General features: G+C 70.7%; 15 protein-coding genes. 8 read left to right on the forward strand and 7 right to left on the reverse strand.

Going from position 1 to position 16,292, the window contains the following annotated elements; all coding sequences use genetic code 11:
• Window positions 1–1,245, forward strand: coding sequence for an FAD-dependent oxidoreductase (locus F9C11_RS19755; RefSeq protein ID WP_409186342.1), 1,245 nt, complete (start codon window positions 1–3; stop codon window positions 1,243–1,245).
• 2 nt (window positions 1,246–1,247) lie between these two features.
• Here the strand turns inward: F9C11_RS19755 and F9C11_RS19760 are convergent, their stop codons facing one another.
• The 4 genes from F9C11_RS19760 to F9C11_RS19775 form a co-directional block, all read right to left on the reverse strand.
• On the reverse strand, window positions 1,248–1,724 hold the full coding sequence (locus tag F9C11_RS19760; protein ID WP_409186343.1) for a hypothetical protein: 477 nt from the start codon (window positions 1,722–1,724) through the stop codon (window positions 1,248–1,250).
• A 58-nt stretch (window positions 1,725–1,782) separates the two neighbouring features.
• A complete protein-coding gene (gene argS / locus F9C11_RS19765) occupies window positions 1,783–3,501 on the reverse strand; it encodes an arginine--tRNA ligase (protein ID WP_409186344.1) in 1,719 nt (572 codons plus the stop codon).
• Window positions 3,502–3,558: 57 nt separating this feature from the next.
• Window positions 3,559–4,848: an MFS transporter gene (locus F9C11_RS19770; protein ID WP_409186345.1), complete on the reverse strand. Its 1,290-nt coding sequence runs from the start codon at window positions 4,846–4,848 to the stop codon at window positions 3,559–3,561.
• Between the two features lie 1,181 nt (window positions 4,849–6,029).
• A complete protein-coding gene (locus tag F9C11_RS19775; RefSeq protein WP_409186346.1) occupies window positions 6,030–8,138 on the reverse strand; it encodes a RecQ family ATP-dependent DNA helicase in 2,109 nt (702 codons plus the stop codon).
• A 166-nt stretch (window positions 8,139–8,304) separates the two neighbouring features.
• On the opposite strand from F9C11_RS19775, the gene nadD reads away from it, so the two are divergent.
• The 5 genes from nadD to F9C11_RS19800 are packed head-to-tail and all read left to right on the forward strand — an operon-like array spanning window position 8,305 to window position 11,553.
• Window positions 8,305–8,904 (forward strand): nicotinate-nucleotide adenylyltransferase, encoded by a 600-nt coding sequence (gene nadD / locus F9C11_RS19780; protein WP_078560899.1) that lies wholly within the window; start codon window positions 8,305–8,307, stop codon window positions 8,902–8,904.
• Between the two features lie 44 nt (window positions 8,905–8,948).
• Window positions 8,949–9,356: a ribosome silencing factor gene (gene rsfS / locus F9C11_RS19785; RefSeq protein ID WP_409186347.1), complete on the forward strand. Its 408-nt coding sequence runs from the start codon at window positions 8,949–8,951 to the stop codon at window positions 9,354–9,356.
• Window positions 9,353–9,967 carry a histidine phosphatase family protein gene (locus F9C11_RS19790; RefSeq protein ID WP_409186348.1) on the forward strand — a complete coding sequence of 205 codons (615 nt, stop codon included), beginning with the start codon at window positions 9,353–9,355 and terminating at the stop codon, window positions 9,965–9,967. Before rsfS ends, F9C11_RS19790 begins: the two co-directional genes overlap by 4 nt.
• Before the next feature lie 4 nt (window positions 9,968–9,971).
• Entirely contained in the window at window positions 9,972–10,700 is a 729-nt protein-coding gene (octT, locus tag F9C11_RS19795; protein ID WP_409186349.1) for a diglucosylglycerate octanoyltransferase, read from the forward strand.
• 4 nt (window positions 10,701–10,704) lie between these two features.
• On the forward strand, window positions 10,705–11,553 hold the full coding sequence (locus tag F9C11_RS19800; RefSeq protein ID WP_409186350.1) for a DegV family protein: 849 nt from the start codon (window positions 10,705–10,707) through the stop codon (window positions 11,551–11,553).
• Here F9C11_RS19800 and F9C11_RS19805 read toward each other — a convergent pair.
• From F9C11_RS19805 to F9C11_RS19815, 3 genes are read right to left on the reverse strand one after another with little or no spacing between them, the layout of a single operon-like run.
• A complete protein-coding gene (locus F9C11_RS19805; RefSeq protein ID WP_409186941.1) occupies window positions 11,546–11,788 on the reverse strand; it encodes a hypothetical protein in 243 nt (80 codons plus the stop codon). The genes F9C11_RS19800 and F9C11_RS19805 overlap by 8 nt on opposite strands.
• Window positions 11,724–12,203, reverse strand: coding sequence for a DUF3626 domain-containing protein (locus tag F9C11_RS19810; RefSeq protein WP_409186351.1), 480 nt, complete (start codon window positions 12,201–12,203; stop codon window positions 11,724–11,726). The genes F9C11_RS19805 and F9C11_RS19810 overlap by 65 nt, the downstream gene beginning before the upstream one ends.
• 5 nt (window positions 12,204–12,208) lie before the next feature.
• Window positions 12,209–12,436: a hypothetical protein gene (locus tag F9C11_RS19815; RefSeq protein WP_409186352.1), complete on the reverse strand. Its 228-nt coding sequence runs from the start codon at window positions 12,434–12,436 to the stop codon at window positions 12,209–12,211.
• A gap of 425 nt (window positions 12,437–12,861) precedes the next feature.
• Here F9C11_RS19815 and F9C11_RS19820 point away from each other — a divergent pair, with 425 nt between their 5' ends.
• A complete protein-coding gene (locus tag F9C11_RS19820; RefSeq protein WP_409186353.1) occupies window positions 12,862–13,905 on the forward strand; it encodes a helix-hairpin-helix domain-containing protein in 1,044 nt (347 codons plus the stop codon).
• Window positions 13,902–16,280 (forward strand): ComEC/Rec2 family competence protein, encoded by a 2,379-nt coding sequence (locus F9C11_RS19825; protein ID WP_409186354.1) that lies wholly within the window; start codon window positions 13,902–13,904, stop codon window positions 16,278–16,280. The genes F9C11_RS19820 and F9C11_RS19825 overlap by 4 nt, the downstream gene beginning before the upstream one ends.
• Window positions 16,281–16,292 lie beyond the last annotated feature (12 nt).

Genomic DNA, 16,292 nt, shown 5'->3' on the forward strand with positions numbered 1-16,292 from the left:
GTGAAGAAGATCAAGGTGGCGGTGGTAGGCGGCGGCACCGGAGGGTTGTGCCTGGCGCACGGCCTGACGCGGGCCGGAATCGAGGTGGCGGTGTACGAGCGCAGCCGGACGCGGACCGAGCGGTTGCAGGGCTATCGCGTGCACATCGCGCCGATGGGGTCCGCCGCGCTGCACGAATGTCTCCCGCCGGCGGCGTGGGAGCAGTTCCTGGCCACGACGGGGATCGGCGGGGCGACGTTCGGCTTCGTCACCGAGAAGATGCGCGAGCTGGCGGCCTTCGACGCTCCGCCGAGCGCCGGCCCTGCCGCCGCGCACCATTCGGTCAGCCGGATTTCGCTGCACCAGGTGCTGTCGTCCGGATTGGACGGAATCCTGTGGTACGACAAGGAATTCGTGCGCTACGAGACCGATTCCAAGGGGGTCGGCCTGCATTTCGCCGACGGCACCACGGCTGAGGCGGATCTGGTCGTGGGCGCGGACGGCGCGAGTTCCCGGGTGCGGGCGCAGCTGCTGCCGCACGCGAAGCGAGTGGACACCGGAATCCGGACCGTGATCGGCAAATTCCCGCTGACCGAAGAGTCCCGCGCGCAGCTGCCGGAGCGGCTGGCGACGGCCCCGACGCTCGTGCTGCCCCCGCCGGGCAGCGGGATGTTCACCGCGCCGCACGAATTTTCGGCGGCTTCGGTCAACGACGAGACCGCGACCGTCGACCCGGTGCTGTTCGACAACACCAGCAGCTACGTGATGTGGTCCTACGGCGCGAAAGCCGCCCGTTTCCCGGCTGACCTCGCCGAACTGGACGCTCCCGCGCTCCGTTCGCTGATCGTGGACCGGATCCGCGACTGGCATCCGGCGTTCAGCCGCCTGGTGCGGGATTCGCCGGACGCGACGGTGAGCATGCTGCCGATCCGCACGTCGGTGCCGGTCCGCGGGTGGAAGACCGGGCCGGTCACCCTGCTCGGCGACGCCGTGCACAGCATGACGCCGTTCCGCGGCATCGGCGCGAACATCGCTCTGCGGGACGCACAAGTGTTGTGCCGCAACCTTTCCCACGGCGGCGACGTGACCGCTGCGGTCGCCGACTACGAAAGGCAGATGCGGAAGTACGCGTACCCGCAAGTGCGGGGTTCGCTGCGCAGCGCCGAGCAGTTCGTGACCGAGAGCCGATTCAGCCGCGGAGCGACGCGCGCGTCGATGGCCGCGCTGGGAGCGGGCCTCTCGCTGCGCCGGAGGCTGCGCGGCTGAGGTCAGCCCGCCCCGTACCAGCGCCCGCCCGGCGGCATGGCGTACTCCGTGTACAGAAGCGCGGCCAGCGTGTGCCAGCCGGTCTCGTCCGCGGGGTACGTCCGGCCGCCCGGCGCGATCAGCACGGCCTGGCCGCTCGCGTCGGCGACCAGCGAGACCGGCACCCGGTACTCGTCGTAGTCGTGCCGCACGAGCCAGCGCCACCCGATCGTGAACCGCCGGCGCGCGGTCACCGGATACCGCACGTCGACATCGGACACGCCGGTGCCGACGATCGTCCACAGTGGAGTGACGCGGAGCCCGGCGAGGTGCACGAGCTGCGGTTTCCTGCCGTCCGGTTCGAACCGGTAGTACGGCCGCCGGCGCCACTGCTCCCAGCGCAGCCGCAGTCGTTCGCGCCGGATCGGCCCGCGCAGCCGGGACAGCGCCTCCTCGACCAGCGCGAGGGCGCGGGTGTAGTCGGGATCGTTGCGGGACACGAGATTCTCCCCTCTCTCGTGCCCGAAACTACGGAAGCGGCTGGGGACCGGTCCCGCTCTAGAGACGGCGCGGGGCCTCGATGCCGAGCAACGCCAAACCCTGCACGAGCGTGCGCGACGTGAGTTTCGCCAGCTGTACCCGCGACGCGAGCAGCTCCGGCGTCTCCGCGGTCAGCACCGGACACTCCTCGTAGAAGCGCGAGAAGGTGACCGCGGTGTCGTACAGGTACGTACAGAGCTTGTGCGGCGCGTACGCGGACGTCGCCGCGCTGATCGCTTCGCTGAACCGCAGCAGCGTCAGAGCGAGCGTGCGTTCCTCTGGTTTTTCAAGCAGCACTGGCGCGTTGTCGTCGGTGTTGCCGGCCTTGGCGAGGATCGACTCGATTCGCGCGTGCGCGTACTGCAGGTAGACGGAGGTGTTGCCGTCCTTGGCGAGCATGCGGTCCCAGTCGAACACGTAGTCGCGTTCGCGGTCGCTGGACAGGTCGGCGTACTTCACCGCGCCGATTCCGACTGCGCGCGCGACCTCCCGCTGCTCTTCCTTGCTGAGTTTACTGCGCTCGGCAACGACTTCTGCGGCCTGCGCGACCGCTTCGTCGAGCAGGCTGGCGAGCTTGACCGTCTCGCCGGCGCGGGTGCGCATCACCTTGCCGTCCGCGCCCAGGATCGAGCCGAACCCGATGTGCTCGGCGTGCACGCCGTCGAGCCAGCCCGCCGCGCGCGCGACCGCGAAGATCATCGCGAAGTGCTGTGCCTGCGGGGTGCCGACGACGTACAGCAGGTCGGTCGCGCCGCGTTCGGCGGTCCAGTACCGGATGGTGGCGAGGTCGGTGGCCGCGTAGCCGTAGCCGCCGTCGCGTTTGCGGACGATCAGCGGGAGGCGGTCGCCCTCGCGGTTGGTGAAGCCCTCGGGGAAGACGCAGACCGCGCCGTCGCTGATCTCGGTGAGCCCGTCGGCCTCGAGTTCGTCGACGACCTCGCCCAGGTACGGGTTGTAGAAGCTTTCGCCGTAGATGTCGTCGTCGGTGAGCGTGATGCCGAGCTGGCGGTAGGCCGCGTTGAAGTGCCTTGTCGACTCGTCGACCAGTTCCTGCCAGAAGGCGAGCGTGTCCGGGTCGCCGCTCTGGAGTTTCACGACGCGCTCGCGGGAACGGGTCGCGAAGGACTCGTCGGAGTCGAATTTCCGGCGCGCGGCCTGGTAGAACGCGTTGAGGTCGCTGCGGTCGCCGGACGGCTCGTCGAGGTGGTGCTCGATGAGCATGCCGAACGGGGTGCCCCAGTCGCCGAGGTGGTTGTGCGGCAGCACTTCGTGCCCGACGAAACGCAGCAGCCTGCTGATCGCGTCGCCGAGCACCGTGGAACGCAGGTGCCCGACGTGCATTTCCTTCGCGACGTTGGGACTGCTGTAGTCGAGCGCGATCCGCCGCGGCTGCTCGGCTTCGGGGACGCCGAGCCGGTCGTCGCGCGCCTGCTCGGCGACGCGCTGCTCGAGCCATTCGCGGCGCAGCACGAAGTTCAGGAATCCGGGCCCGGCGATCTCGGGCCGGTCGGCGACGCCGTCCAGCTCCAGGTTCTCGGCGATCCCGGCCGCGACCTCGCGCGGCGGTTTGCCGAGCCGCTTGCCGAGGCTCATCGCCAGGTTGCACTGGTAGTCGACACCGTCGCGAGTGGACACCGCGACGAGCGCGGCGGACGGGTCGAGGTCGACGTCGAACGCGCGGCGGAGCGCGGCCACCACGCGTCGGGCCAGTTCCTCACTAACCTCGGGCTTGCGCACGGTGTCCCTCCTTCGCGTAGTCGATCGGTGAAGCCTACCGACCGCGCGCGAGGGGGTTTACCGCAGTTCGCTGCCCTTCGTCTCGGGCATCCGGAGGATCACGACGAACGCGATCACGGCTCCGCCGGCGACGTACCAGAAGAAGGCGGTGGCCGCGCCCGCCGCGGAGAGCGCGCTGAGCACGAGCGGCGCGGTCCCGCCGAACACGGCGACGGTCAGGTTGTACCAGGCGCCGATGCCGAGCCCGCGAAGCTCGGTGGGGAAGAGCTCGCTCATGATCGCCGGCGCGAGCGAGGTCATCGCGGTGTAGAGCGCGAGACCGACGCAGAACACGATGAGCAGGTTCCCGATCCCGGGCCGCACGAGGTAGGAGAGCGGCACGATCACCAGCGCGGTGGCCCCCGCCCAGACGAGCAGCTGAGGCCGTCGCCCGTACCGGTCGGCGAGCGCGCCCATCGGATACTGGAGGACGACGAACAACGCGGTCGCGATGGAAAGCGCGAGGAACGTGTCGACGTCGTTCGCGCCGCGTCCCTTGACCGCGAACGACGGGAGGGCGCTGAAGAAGGTGTAGTAGCAGAGCGTGTTGAGCATCGAGAACCCGATGAGCTGCCCGACCGCGCGCGGATGCTGGGTGACGGTGGTGAGCAGCGGCCGCTGAACCCGCCGCGCGACGTCCTTTTTCTCGTGGTACAGCTCGGTTTCCGCGAGACTGCGGCGCAGCCACAGCCCGACCAGCCCGAGCACGCCGCCGAGCAGGAACGGAATCCGCCAGCCGAACGAGGTGAGGTGGGCTTTGTCCATGGTGCGGGCGAGGACGAACCCGAGCACCGTCGCGATGAGCACCGCGGACCCGGTGGAGATGTAGAAGAAGGACGAGTACCGCCCCCGCCGCTCCTTGGGCGCGACCTCGCCGAGGTACGCGGAAGCGTTGGACACTTCGCCGCCGAGCGAAAGCCCCTGCGCGATCCGCGCGAGCAGGAGGAGGATCGGAGCCAGCCACCCGACCTGCGCGAACGTCGGAAGCACCCCGATCGCGACCGACCCGCCCGCCATCAGCGAAATGGTGAGGAGCATGGCGGGCTTGCGCCCGTGCACGTCGGCGAACCGGCCCAGCAGCACGCCGCCGAGGGGCCGGAAGAAGAACGCGAGCGCGTAGGTGGCGAAGGTGTTGATCAGCGCGAGGGTTTCGTTGCCAGGAGGGAAGAACGCGCCGGCGAAGTAGATGCTGAAGGTCGCGTAGATCGTCCAGTCGAACCACTCGAGCGCATTGCCCGCACTGGCAGCGAACAACTTCCGCACCGGCAACCGATGCCGGGCGACGCCTTCGGCCGTAGAACCGGGCATTCGGCAACCTCCACACGTCCACACGCCCGCACGGGCGGAACGGGACTTTGCCAGAAATGCCCGGAGATCGGTAGATCTCGGCGAAGGATGGCAGTTGGTGCTTGTCCCACTGCGGTGGGTGACGCGGGATCGCTTTTGCCGCAGGGAATCGTGCGGCGACCCGGGAGACGGCGCGGATGGTTGCCGCACCCGGGACGGGTTGCGCGGCCGGTTGCGGTGCGGGGGCCGGGCTGCGGGTGGCGGGGTCTGCGGGTGGCGGCCGGAGACTGGGCGGTGGCGCGGGCGGTTGCCGTGCGGAGCGCACGGGCGGCACCGGGCGATGGCTGGCGGCGCGAGCGGTTGCCGTGCGAAGCGGCGCGGGCGGCGGCCGCCGGAGATCGAGCGGAGGAGCGGCCAGCCGTCGCGCGATGGCCAGCCGTCGTGCGGTGGCTGACCGGCGACACGGATGCGGAAGCCGCTCTGGCCGAAGCTGACCGCCGGGCTGCTTGGCGGAAGCTCGTCCCCGCCCCGCCCCGCCCCGCCCCGCCCCGCCCCGCCCCGCCCCGCTTCGTTCGTGCGGCATCCCCGCATCCACACGGCCGCCTCGCGACCGCATGGAACGTCGGCGGTCGCACGACGCGCGTCGGGCGCACCGCAGCACCGGTGCCGCTGCGCCGTCACCGGTGCAGCACCGATCCAGCGACCACGCCGTGGGCCGCCGCACCCCGGCAGCATCCGCCGTGCCACGACTCGTGCTTGCCGCAACCCGCCTGGACGCCTCGGTGTGCGCAAGCCCTGACCAGGCCGCCCCGCCGGTCTCAGCCCGCCGCACCTGTCAGCCGCCGCCGATCCCGACTGCCAAGCTGACTCGCCCGGTCGCCTAGGCCTGGGCGCGCCCGCCGACCGCCGCTCCGGCCGTCCAAGCCGAACCGGTCTGGCCGCCCAGCCACCGAGACCCGAGCACACTCGCCAGCCGCCGTCCCCGGCCATCCAAGCCAATCCTGTCTGGCGCCCAGCCGACTTCGCCCAGCCACGCACGCCCAAAGGCGCTCGCCAGCCGCCGGTCCTGACCATCCAGGCCGATCCGGTCTGGCCGCCCAGCCGAGCCCGCCAGCCACCCAAGACCCGAGCGCACTCACCGGCCGCCGACCCCGGCCGCCAAGCCAACCCGGCCAACCCGGCCAACCAGACCCCATCCCACCTCAAGCAGTGGTCGCCAACGCGAACGGCAACACCCCCTCCGCCCCGGCCCTGCGCAGCAGCCGGGCCGCCAGCGTCATCGTCCAGCCGGTGTCGATCAGGTCGTCTACCAGCAGCACCGGTCCGCGGGTCTGCGCGACGCTCGCCGCCACGTCCTCCGGCAGGCTCAGCCGTCGCCACAAATCGGCCAGCCGTTGCGCGCTGTTCGCCTGCCGCGGCGGAGGTCCGGCCGACGCCAGCTCTCCCAGGTAGTCCAGCCTGCCGATCGCCGACAGCCGCAGCGCGAGGCTGTCGACCAGTTGCGGCCGCGTCGCCGACGGGACCGCCACCACCGCCACCGGACGTTGCGCCCACTGCCATCCCGCGAGCACCTTCACGCACGCGTCGAACACCGAGTCGGGGACTTCGGCGTCCGGCGCGCCCGGGCCGAGCAGTTCGCGCAGCCGGCCGCCCCAGCCCACGTCCGTGAGCCGGCCCAGCACCTGTCCCGGCTCGGCTTGTTCCTCCGTCTTGATCCGGCCCGACAGCGGCACGTCGAGCCCTTTCATCCCGCTCGGCCACTGTTTGCGCGGCGCCACCTCGACCCCGGGCCGGTCGAGCCGTTCCCGCGTGGCACCCGCGATTTCCTCGGACACCGCCGTGCTCCAGTGCTCTCCGGTGCAGTTGTCGCACCGGCCGCACGGCGCTGCCTCCGGATCGTCGAGCTGCCGCCGCAGATACTCCATCCGGCATCCGGCGGTGCGGATGTACCCGAGCATCGCCTCCTGCTCGGCCGCCCGCGCGACGCCGACGCGTTCGTACCGTTCCCGGTCGTACTCCCACGGCTGTCCGGTGCTTTCCCAGCCGCCGCGCACCCGGCGCACCGCACCGTCCACATCGAGCACTTTCAGCACCATCTCCAGCCGCGACCGGGAAAGCTCGACCGACGGCTCCAGCGCGGCTGTCGAAAGTGGACGGTCGGCGTACGCGAGCGCGTTGAGCACCTGCGTGACGCGCAGCTCGTCCGGGAACGCCAGCGATCCGAAGTACGCCCAGATCGCCTTGTCCTCGCGCCCGGGCAGCAGCACCACCTCGGCCCGCTCGACGCCGCGACCGGCCCGGCCGACCTGCTGGTAGTAGGCGATCGGCGACGACGGCGCGCCCAGGTGCACCACGAACCCGAGGTCCGGCTTGTCGAACCCCATCCCGAGCGCCGACGTCGCCACCAGCGCCTTGACCCGGTTGGCCAGCAGGTCGTCCTCCGCGGCCTGGCGGTCGGCCGGATCGGTCTTCCCGGTGTAGGCGGCCACCGGATAGCCCCGGTCGGACAGCAGCGCGGTGACGTCGTGCGCGGCGGCGACGGTGAGCGTGTAGATGATGCCCGACCCGGGCAGCTCCGCCAGGTGCTCGGCGAGCCAGGCCAGCCGCGCCTCGTCGCTGGGCAGTTCGGCCACCGCCAGCCGCAGGCTTTCCCGGTCGAGCGGACCGCGCAGGACGAGCGTGTCCGTCTCGCCGCCGATGCCGAGCTGCTCGGCGACGTCCGTGGCCACCCGGTCGTTCGCGGTCGCGGTGGTGGCCAGCACGGGCACGCCTTCGGGCAGGTCGCCCAGCAGCGTGCGCAGCCGCCGGTAGTCCGGCCGGAAGTCGTGGCCCCAGTCCGAAATGCAGTGCGCCTCGTCCACCACCAGCAGGCCGGCGCTGGCGGTGAGCTTCGGCAGCACGCTGTCGCGGAAGTCCGGGTTGTTGAGCCGCTCCGGGCTGACCAGCAGCACGTCCACCTCGCCCGCGGCCACCGACGCCTGGACCTGGTCCCACTCCTGCGCGTTCGCCGAGTTGATGGTGGCCGCGTGGATCCCCGCCCGGGCGGCGGCGGAGATCTGGTTGCGCATCAGGGCGAGCAGCGGCGACACGATGACCGTCGGCCCCGCTCCCTGTTCCCGCAGCAGCGCGGTGGCCAGGAAGTACACGGCAGACTTCCCCCACCCGGTGCGCTGCACGACGAGCGCGCGCCGGTGGTGCGCGACCAGCGCCTCGATGGCGGTCCACTGGTCCTCTCGGAGGGCGGCGTCGTCTCCGGCGAGCGCGCGGAGCAGGGTCTCCGCACGGGTCCGTAGAGCTTCGGTGGTGTCCACGTCCCCCGGTCTACCCCATGCCCCCGACAATCCCGGAGCCGACCGGGCCAGAACGGACAGTTCCCAGCCGAAAACGCAGAGTTATGTGACTCATGTCACAACAGTAACCTAGGTCGCAGTCGCGACGGGAAGCCCTCGCGCGCCCGCGCGTATAGGCTCACCGGCTATGTCACCACGCCGGATCGGGGTCATGGGCGGCACGTTCGACCCCGTGCACCACGGCCACCTCGTCGCGGCCAGCGAGGTGCAGTCGCGGTTCGCGCTCGACGAGGTCATCTTCGTGCCGACCGGGCAGCCGTGGCAGAAGTCCGGCCGCCGCGTCACGCGCGCCGAGGACCGCTACCTGATGACGGTCATCGCCACCGCGTCCAACCCGGTCTTCTCGGTGAGCCGGGTCGACATCGACCGCGGCGGGCAGACCTACACCGTCGACACGCTGCGGGACCTGCACGAGGAGTACCCGGACGACGAGCTGTTCTTCATCACCGGGGCCGACGCCCTCGAGCAGATCCTCACCTGGCACAAGGCCGACGAGCTGTTCGACTTCGCGCATTTCATCGGCGTCACCCGGCCGGGTTACCGGCTCAATTCGCACCATCTGCCGAGCGGCAAGGTGAGCCTGGTCGAGGTCACCGCGATGGCCATTTCGTCCACCGGATGCCGCGAACGCGTCGAGCGCGGCGAGCCGGTCTGGTACCTCGTGCCCGACGGCGTTGTGCGCTACATCGCCAAGAAGGACCTCTACCGCAAGGACGCCGAGGCCTGACCGGGTACCCTCGTCCGGGTCCACCCGAAATCTGAAGGAGCACTGTGGCAGCGACGTCCGAGGCACGGAACCTGGCGGTGGCGGCCGCGCACGCGGCGGCGGACAAGCTGGCCAGCGACGTGGTCGTCCTGGACGTGTCCGAGCAGCTCGTGATCACCGACGCGTTCGTGATCGCGTCCGCTGCGAACGAGCGGCAGGTCGGCGCGATCGTCGACAACGTCGAGGAGAAGCTCCGCATCGAGGGGCACAAGCCGGTGCGGCGCGAAGGCGCGCGCGAGGGCCGCTGGGTGCTGCTCGACTACGTCGACGTCGTCGTGCACGTCCAGCACGCGGACGAGCGCTCGTTCTACGGCCTCGAGCGGCTGTGGAAGGACTGCCCGCGGATCGAGGTCGAAGGGCTGGCGACGGTCTCCGCCGACGACACCGGCGACGCGGACGGTCCGGAGGCGTGAGCCCGCGGCGGCTGCTGCTCTGGCGGCACGGCGAGACGGACTACAACGCCGCCGGCCGCATGCAGGGACACCTCGATTCGGCGCTGACCCCGGTCGGCTGGAACCAGGCGCGCTTCGCCGTTCCCGCGCTCGCGCGCTTCGCGCCGGAGCTGGTGATCGCTTCCGACCTGCGCCGCGCCACCGACACCGCGACCGTGCTCACCGAGGCGATCGGCGTGCCGCTGCAGATCGACAAGCGGCTGCGCGAGACGCACCTCGGCGAATGGCAGGGCCTGACCGGGGCCGAGGTCGACGAGGGCTATCCGGGCGACCGCGAGCTGTGGCGCACCAACGCCGCGTGGGCCCCGCCGGGCGGCGAGTCCCGGGTCGAGGTGGCCGAACGCGCCGCCGAGGTGGTCAACGACCTGATGCAGCCGAACTCCGGCGCCGGGGAATCGGTCCTGCTCGCCTCGCACGGCGGCCTGATCCTCGCGTTGACGGCGAAGCTGCTCGGCCTGCCGGTCGAGGTCTGGCCGTCGCTCGGCGGGATCATGAACTGCCACTGGGTCGAACTCGGCCATCGCGAGGGGAAGTGGCGGCTGCACGCGTACAACGCGGGCATCACCGGCTGACCCGATGAGCCCGCAGCTGCTCGTCTTCGGCGATTCACTCTGTTTCCACGGCCCCGAGGGCCCTTGCGCGGCCGACGATCCGCGCCTGTGGCCCAACGTCGCCGCGAACGCGCTGTCCGGACACGCCGACCTCGTCGCTGGCATCGGCTGGACCGCGCGCGACTTGTGGTGGTCTCTCACCGGCGACCCACGCGTGTGGGCGGATCTGCGCCGCGTCGACGCTGTCGTGCTCGCAGTCGGCCACATGGACACACTGCCGTCGCCGTTGCCGACGTATCTGCGTCAGGGGCTTCGCTACCTTCGCCCCGACGGCGTGCGTCGCGTCGTACGCGGTGCTTATCTCGCTGCGCAGCCACGGTTGTCTGTCCTGCTGCGAGGACGTCCTCGTGTGCTTCCTGCGCGGCTGAGCGTGAGCTATCTGGACCAGTCCGTCGAAGCGTTGCGCGCGTTGCGGCCTGAGTTGCCTATCTTCGGAATGCTGCCTTCGGTGCACCGCGCTGATGCGTACGGCCGCGTACACACAGGACGCGCCGAAGCGGCCGCTGCACTCGCTTCGTGGGCCGCGCGCCGCGAAGTGCCGTTGCTCGACACGCCCGGCGTAGTCGGCGAACATGTCTTGAGCGGCGCGGGAAATCCCGACGGCATGCACTGGGGATGGGCGGGACACGAAGCTGTCGGCACGGCGATGGCGAAACTCGTTGCCCCGCACCTCGGCTCTGGCAACGTAGGCTGACGACGTGTCGGTCGCCGTGGTCACGGACTCCACCGCGCACCTGCCCGAAGGCTTCGCCGAGCGGCACTCGGTGCGGGTGGTGCCCCTGCACGTCCTCGTGGAAGGCGTGTGCTCGCTCGACGGCGTCGAAATGGGTCCCGCCGCGCTCGCGGAAGCGCTGGGGGAGCGCAAAATCGTCACCACTTCCCGGCCCACCCCGGCCGAGTTCGCCGCCGAATTCCGGGCCGCGCTCGACGCGGGCGCGGACGCGGTCGTGTCCGTCCATTTGTCGAGCGAACTGTCCGGCACCTGGGAAGCCGCCGTGCTGGCAGCGGAAGAAGTCGGCTCCGACCGGGTTCGCGTCGTCGATTCCCGCACCACCGCGATGGGTTTGGGCTTCGCCGCCCTGCACGCCGCGGACGCCGCCGCGTCCGGAGCCAGCCCGGCCGAAGTCGAAGCAGCGGCGACGGAAGCCGCCGAACGGTCGTCGACGTTGTTCGTGGTCGAGACGCTGGAACACCTGCGCCGCGGCGGCCGGATCGGCTCGGCCGCGGCGTTGCTCGGCACCGCGCTGGCGGTGAAACCAGTGCTGCACATGTCCGACGGCCGGATCCTGCCGCTGGAGAAAGTGCGCACGATGAACCGCGCGATCGGGCGTCTGGTCGAGTTGTCCGTGCAGGCGGCGGGCACCGGACCGGTCGAATTGGCGGTGCACCATCTCGCCTCGCCGGAGCGGGCCGTCGAATTGGCGAACCGGCTCGAGGAAGCGATCCCGGGGTGCGCCGGAGGATGCGTGGTGTCGGAGATCGGCGCGGTCATCGGCGCGCACACCGGACCTGGCGTGCTCGGCGTGGTCGTACAGCGAGCTAGCTGAGTTCCCGGTTGCCGAACCGGGCGAGCAGGTGCCAAACGTGCTTGCGGTCTTGCTCGTCGTGACCAGCGGCTTTCCCGAGAATGCGCGGGTCGAGCCGCCCGTTCTCGGCGAGTTCGGCACCGAGCGCGGTGAACTCCGGACCGCGGTAATCGGGGTGTCGAAGCAGTTCTTCAGCGGTGATCCGGAACCCGTCGTGCCATTCGACCGGGCCTAATTTTCGTGCCGCTGTCTCGATTTCCGTCCCTCGATAGGATGGATCGAGAACTGAAAGTCGTTCGCGACATCGTGTGCCGGGCGAGTCGCAGATGCGCCGAGCCGAATCTCGGCGAGCCGCCCGCCTTCCGGCCGCGGAAATTCAGCGACCCGTATTTCGGCCGGTGCGCCGGTGCGGCCTCGTCGTAGACGCCGCCGAACAACCGGCTTTCCCAGCGCCAGCGGTCTCCTCCCGGATGCGCGGTCAGCCCGCCGTTGCTCACGCCGGTCTCGAACTGCGAGCGGTACCGGCCGTCTCGGGCCATCCGTTCCAGGATCGGCACCCCGTCGACCAGCCGGTCCGGGTGGAAATGCAGCGTGACCCGCCACGCCGGATCGGCCCGGCTGCCGGTCGCCAACGCGGCGACGTGGGCGACCGCGCGTTCCCAAGGCTCCATTCGGATCACTGCCAGGCCATGGTGATCGCGCGTTCGAAATTGACGTATCCCGCGTGCCGGAACGCGGTCGCCGCTCGGACGCGAGGAACCTCCTGTGCGGCAAGGATTCGAGTGCCTTCGGCGAGAATCATCCGGTGGTAGAACGGCCTTCTGTCCGCGGCTGCTTCCGCCATCGCGGTCGGAAGCAGCCGCGCGCCGACGGGCACGTCCTCAAGATCGAAAGCGCCCAGCACAAACGGCTCTGACTCCTCGGCACGGCCCCACCACGCAGCCCTGGCAACGAGTTCGCCGCCTCGGGGCGCGACCCACCTTCATTCCGGTCTCCGCCGCCGAGCCGCGAGATCGTCGGCGAGCTGGCAGAAGAGATCGAGTTCGTCCGGCTCGGAGATCGGGCGCAAGGTCAGGTCGGTGTGGTCCACGGCGGCGGGATGCTCTCGTTCGACGGCTGGCTACCACGTCTAGCGGATGCCCGGCGGCGGGCGCGAACGCTTTTCGATCACCGGCGCCGCGGGCCAAACCCGCCAGTATGACCGCGTACCCCGACAGACTCGGGCGCGTCACCGGCGATGACGGCCGAGTTGTCCCCAAGGGGCGGGTTGTCCACAGATCGCGCGGAACCCTCTCGCCGCCGGGCCGGCCAACGCCTAGCGTCGATCGTGTGTTCGAGCAGTCCGCCCGAGGCCAGGGCACTCCCGTCAACGTCAGGCTCACCTGGCTGGCCGACCAGCTGGCCGCGATCCCGCATGCCGCCGGACCCGGCAGCCGGTCGGCACGCCGCTGGCTGCCCCTTGGCCGGACGGTGCGCGGCCGACGGCCGAACGAGGAGGCTTCGTTGTCCGCGGTCGCCGACAGTCGCCTGCTGGCAGGCGCAGGCGGCACGGACGCTGGGCTGTCTGCAGTTGCCGACAGTTCGCCGCTCCCGGACGGCCGATCTGGGCCCGACGCGGCTGGTACGCCGGTGTTGCGGACACCGGGCCGCACAGCACGATTGTCCGCACTTGCCGACAACCCAGCCCTGCCGGAAAGCCAAGTGCCCGGCGGAAAACTGGTCCGCGGCTGGCTGCCGGAACACACCGAAGACCGCCTGGCCCGCCGCTGGCTCCCCGGATCGACCGGCCTGCCCGGCTTTCTGGGCCGCCGGGGAATGATCTTCGCCCTGGCCCTGCTGGCCGCTGCCGCCGTCATCGCCGGAGGCCTGGCAATCTTCGGCCGCGCACCCGCAGCCGAGATCGCCCCGCCGCTCCCGACCGTCCGCGCGCAAGTGCCGCACGCGTCCAAAGCCAAGGAGAACCTGGTAATCAGCGTGGTAGGCCACGTGCGTTCGCCAGGACTCGTCACCGTGCCGTCCGGGTCCCGTGTCGCCGACGCCCTCCGCGCAGCTGGTGGAGCTAACCCAGGCGTCGACCTGACCACGCTGAACCTCGCCCGCAAACTCGCCGACGGCGAGCAATTGGCAGTCGGGGTCCCAGCCGCCCAGGCGGCACCGGTCGGCTCCGGAGCCGCGGCCAGCAAGATCGACCTGAACTCCGCGACCGCTGAGCAACTCGACAGCCTCCCGGGCGTCGGCGAGGTCACCGCTCGCCGTATCACCGACTGGCGCACCCAGCACGGCGGATTCTCGAGCGTCGAACAACTTCGCGACGTCGACGGCATCGGCGAGAGCAAATTCGAGAAGCTCCGCGAGCAGGTGACCGTCGGATGAGACTGGAAACCGAGGAAAAGTCGCGACGGGACCACGATTTCCGCCTCGTCCCCGCCGCCGTCGCCGGATGGGCGGCCACTCTGGCCGGACTGCAGCTCGGCTGGTGGGTCGCCACCGTGGTCGGAGCCGCCGCGGTCGTCGGTGCCGTCGTACTGCTCACGCGCGGCCGCGCCAGATACCTCGGTGCCGGGGGAGCGCTGCTGCTGGTAGGGCTCGTTGCCGCAGTACCGACCGCCCTGCGTATCCACGACGCAGCAGCTGACCCGCTGGGAGCCGCTGCCACCCGAGGCGGCACAGCGACGTTGCGGGTCGAGATCAGCGAGCGGCCGCGCTCAATCCACCAAGCTGGCTATGCCGACCAACAGGCCGGCACCCGGTCAGTGGCGATTCCCGCGCAAGTCAGAACGGCCACAGTGGACGGTCGGCCAGTCGAATCGACCGGCCGGGTGCTGTTGCTGGCACCGGTCGCGGGATGGAGCGGGTTGCTGCCCGGCCAGCAGGTAACCACGTCCGGTCGCCTCCTGCCCGCACGCGGCGGCGAACTGACCGCCGCGGTCCTCTCCGTCCGTGCCGCGCCAGTCGGTATCGGGCCAGCACCCTGGTGGCAGCGCGCCGCCGCGGCTCTGCGGAACAGCTTGCATTCGCTGTGCGCGATCCTCCCGGAGGAACCAGCGGGCCTCCTGCCCGGACTGGTGCTGGGCGACACGAGCGCGTTGCCGCAGCGGGTCGAAGGGGAGTTCAAGGCTTCCGGGCTCACCCACTTGATGGCAGTGAGCGGAGGAAATCTCGTCATCGTCGGCGGAGCCGTTCTGTTGCTGTGCCGGTTGGTCCGCGCAGGCCCGAGGTTGTCCGCCGCGGCGGCCGGTGCCTGTCTGGCGGGGTTCCTCGTGCTGGTGGGTCCCGAACCGAGCGTGGTGCGGGCCAGTGTGATGGGCGGTATCGGCTTGCTCGCGCTTGCCCTCGGACGGCGCGGTTCAGCGCTGCCCGCCTTGGCCTTCGCGGTGTGCGTTCTGGTGGCATGGGACCCAACGATGGCGGGAAATTTCGGTTTCGCACTTTCGGTTCTCGCGACGGCAGGGCTGGTCCTGCTTGCGCCACGCTGGGCAGATTCGTTGGTACGAAGGGGGATTCCGCCCGGGTACGCCGAAGGTCTCGCCGTGCCGTTAGCCGCCTTCGTGGTTACCGCGCCAGTCATCGCCGGGATGGCGGGCACGGTCAGCCTCGTCTCGGTCGTCACCAATGTCCTTGCGGCACCAGTGGTCGCGCCGGTCACGGTGCTGGGCGTGCTGGCAACAGTCGTCGGGCCGTGGTGGCCAGGCGGAGGGCAGGTGCTGATCCATCTGGCCGATCCGGAAGCCCGGTGGCTGCTCACAGTCGCCCGGCATGGTGCGCGAGCGCCTGGTGCGGCGCTGTCCTGGCCCGGTGGCTGGTGGGGCGGATTGTGTGCGGCCGCCCTGGTGGTCGTAGTCGTGGTGGCGGCGCGGTTCCGTCGGCTCCGGTTGCTGGTGGCCATCGGGCTGGTCGTCGTGCTGCTGACGGTGGTCCCGGCCAAAGTCCTGATGCCTGGCTGGCCGCCGGACGGCTGGGCGATGGTGGAATGCGATGTCGGACAAGGGGATGCGCTCGTCCTGGCCACCGCCGAACCCGGCCGCGCCGTGGTCGTCGACACCGGGCCGGAGCCGGGGCCGGTCGACGAATGCCTGCGGAGGCTGGGTGTCGACCGGGTGCCGTTGCTCGTGCTGAGCCACTTGCACGCGGACCACATCGGCGGTCTCGCCTCGGTGTTCGACGGACGGGCGGTAGGCGCGATCGCGGTCGGGCCAGGGCGTGCTCCGGCGTGGGCATGGCAGTCGGTTTCCGGCGAAGCGCGGCGTCGTGGCGTGCCGTTGGCGCAGCTGAGCGAAGGGCAACGGCTGGAGTGGCCGGGGTTGGCGCTGGAGGTGCTCGGTCCGCGCTACGCCACCACCCGGGCACCGGCATTGCAGGACGGCACGATGATCAACAACAGTTCGGTCGTCCTGCGCGCGGACACCGACGCCGGCCGGGTTCTGCTGACCGGAGACGTCGAACTGGCCGCGCAAGCGGATCTGCTGGCCGAGGGCGTCGACCTGCGAGCAGACGTCCTGAAGGTGCCGCATCACGGTTCGAGGTATTCGCTGCCGCAGTTTCTCGCGGCGGTGCGGCCGCGCACGGCGCTGATCAGTGTGGGCGCGGGCAACGGATACGGGCATCCGAGCAAGTCCACAGTGGACGTTCTCGGCACGATGGGAGTGCTGGTCGCCCGGACCGATGTGGACGGTGACACCGCCGTCCTGCCCGGAGCAAGCGGTCCGGCGGTGGCGCGTCGAGGCGAGCCGCGGGGTCCGCCGCGGTAGTGCGGCGGACCC

Origin of the sequence: Amycolatopsis sp. VS8301801F10, assembly GCF_046195355.1 — a bacterium.
Taxonomy (GTDB): domain Bacteria; phylum Actinomycetota; class Actinomycetes; order Mycobacteriales; family Pseudonocardiaceae; genus Amycolatopsis.